Raw genomic sequence first — 2,158 nt, 5'->3', positions numbered from 1 at the left:
TAGGAGCGGGCTTGCCCGCGAAAAGCACACTGCGGCGGAGCATCGGCTTTGCCGCAGAGCCATAGTCCATGGCGCAGCGCTGCCTCAGAGCGTCACCAGCCCATGCTCCAGCGCGTACTTCACCAGTGCTGCTGGGGTATCGATATTCAGCTTGCGCCGGATGCTCAGCCTGAAAGTCTCCACCGTGCGCACGCTGATGCCCAGCTCCCGGGCCATCTCCTTGTTGTTGCTACCCCTGGCGATCATCGCCAGCACCTGCAGCTCGCGCGGGGTCAGGTCGTTCTCGTCGCGGCCGCTGCTGACCAGCTTGCGGGCAATTTCCGGGCTGTAGAAACTGCCACCGGCAGCAATCGCCTCGATCGCGGCTATCAGCTCGGTGGAGGGTGCGTTCTTCAGCACATAGCCCCTCGCCCCCGCCGTGATCGAGGTGCGCACATACTCCTGGTTGTCGTACATGCTCAGCATCAGCACCCTGATGCCGGGGTACAAGCCACACAGGCGGCGGGTCAGCTCCAGGCCGTTCATGTCCTGCAGGCCAACATCCACCAGCAGGATATCCAGCTCCAGCGAGGCCACCAATTCAAGCGCCTGGGCGCCGGATTCGGCCTGGCCGACCACCTGGAAATGGGCAATTGCGCCCAGCAGTGCCTTGACGCCGTCGCGTACCAGAACATGGTCGTCGACCAGGGCAATGCGGATTGGTGTGGTCTCGCTCATGCAAGCCTCGGGTTGTTCATGGGTATCTGGACCTGCAGCTCGGTGCGTCCGGCAGACGACGCAATGCTGAAACTGCCCCGGTGATGCTCGACCCGCTCGCGCAGGTTGCGCAGGCCAATGCCGTGGCTTTCGTACGCGGCACTTGGGTCGAAGCCCATGCCGTTGTCCTCCACGCGCAGTACCAGCAACCCGTCGTGGGCAGAGATGGAAATGATCGCGACACTGGCCTTGGCGTGGCGGTCAACATTGGCCAGCGCCTCCTGGATGATACGGAACAGCGTCAGCGAAAGCTCGGCATCCACCTCGATGTCCGTCAGCCCGCACTCGTACTGGGTACGGATGCCGGTGCGCTGCTCGAAATCGCGCACATGCTGGTCGATGGCGGGCGAAAGCCCCAGGGTGTCGAGCAGCGAGGGGCGCAGGTCGTGGGAAATCCGCCGCACCTCGCCGATCGCCGAAGCCAGGCGAGTGGTGCCGTTGCGCAGGTTGTCCAGCCCGCCGGCACGACCGTTGTCGAGCTCCATCGCCGCGAGCTCGAACTGGAACTTGATCGACACCAGTTCCTGGCTGATGCCGTCGTGCAGTTCGCGCGCCACCCTCGAACGCTCCTCCTCCTGCAGATCGACGATACGCTGGTTCAGCGCCGACAGCTTGCGGTCGGCCAGGCGGTGTTCGCTGACGTTGAGCATCAGCCCACCGGCAAAGATCACCAGTACCGCCAGCAGCGAGAACGAGGCGATGGCCAGCACCGTGGTCAGTACGCCGGAGGCCACCTCCTGGCGCGACTTGAGCGTGGCCACCTCGACGTCGTCGATGTAGATGCCGGTGCCGAGCATCCAGCCCCAACGCTCGAGCATCACCACATAGGCCAGCTTGCCGGTGGACTGCCCGGTGGAGGGTTTCTGCCAGTCGTACAACTGGTAGCCGTCACCGCGTTCGGCGCTCTCGAGCAGTGCCTGGATGACCAGCAGGCCCTTATTGTCGGTCATGCCGATCAGGTCTTTGCCCACCAGTTCGGCCTGGCGCGGGTGCATCAGGTTCTTGCCGTGGCGGTCGTAGACGAAGAAGTAGCCGTCCAGGCCGAAGTTGGCCCGCGACAGGATCTGCAGGGCGCGCTGGCGAGTGTCGTCATCGTCGGCGCCGCTGTCGTACAACGGCGCGATCAGGCTCATGGCCAGGCCCAGGTAGTTCTTCAACTCGGCCTTCTTCGCCGCCATGATGCTGCTTTCCACCAGGCGCGCCTGGTCCTCCTCGAGCTTGCGGCTCTGGGCGAACACCAGGATGCAGATGAACAGCACCGAGACGATCAGCGGCAGGACACTGAGCGTGACGATCTTGTGCTTGAGTTGCATGGTCACTCCGGTTGCGGGGGCGGCGCGGCGCCAGCTTCGCCTGTGGCCCCGGCAAATGACAAGGGCGCCACGACAAGCGTGGCGCCCCT

Annotated in this window: 2 protein-coding genes; both read right to left on the bottom strand. The window is 64.4% G+C overall.

What is annotated here, in order from left to right:
- Positions 1 to 84: 84 nt before the first annotated feature.
- Positions 85 to 717, bottom strand: a complete 633-nt coding sequence (locus tag HU729_RS25475; RefSeq protein WP_063544901.1) for a response regulator transcription factor — start codon at positions 715 to 717, stop codon at positions 85 to 87.
- Positions 714 to 2,069 carry a cache domain-containing protein gene (locus HU729_RS25470; RefSeq protein ID WP_186711918.1) on the bottom strand — a complete coding sequence of 452 codons (1,356 nt, stop codon included), beginning with the start codon at positions 2,067 to 2,069 and terminating at the stop codon, positions 714 to 716. The genes HU729_RS25475 and HU729_RS25470 overlap by 4 nt, the downstream gene beginning before the upstream one ends.
- Positions 2,070 to 2,158: the final 89 nt, after the last annotated feature.

The organism is Pseudomonas sp. RW10S2 (assembly GCF_014268985.1).
GTDB classification, from domain to species: domain Bacteria; phylum Pseudomonadota; class Gammaproteobacteria; order Pseudomonadales; family Pseudomonadaceae; genus Aquipseudomonas; species Aquipseudomonas wayambapalatensis.
Note: the sequence above shows the minus strand (reverse complement) of the source record. Positions and strands in the feature narration are given on the sequence as shown.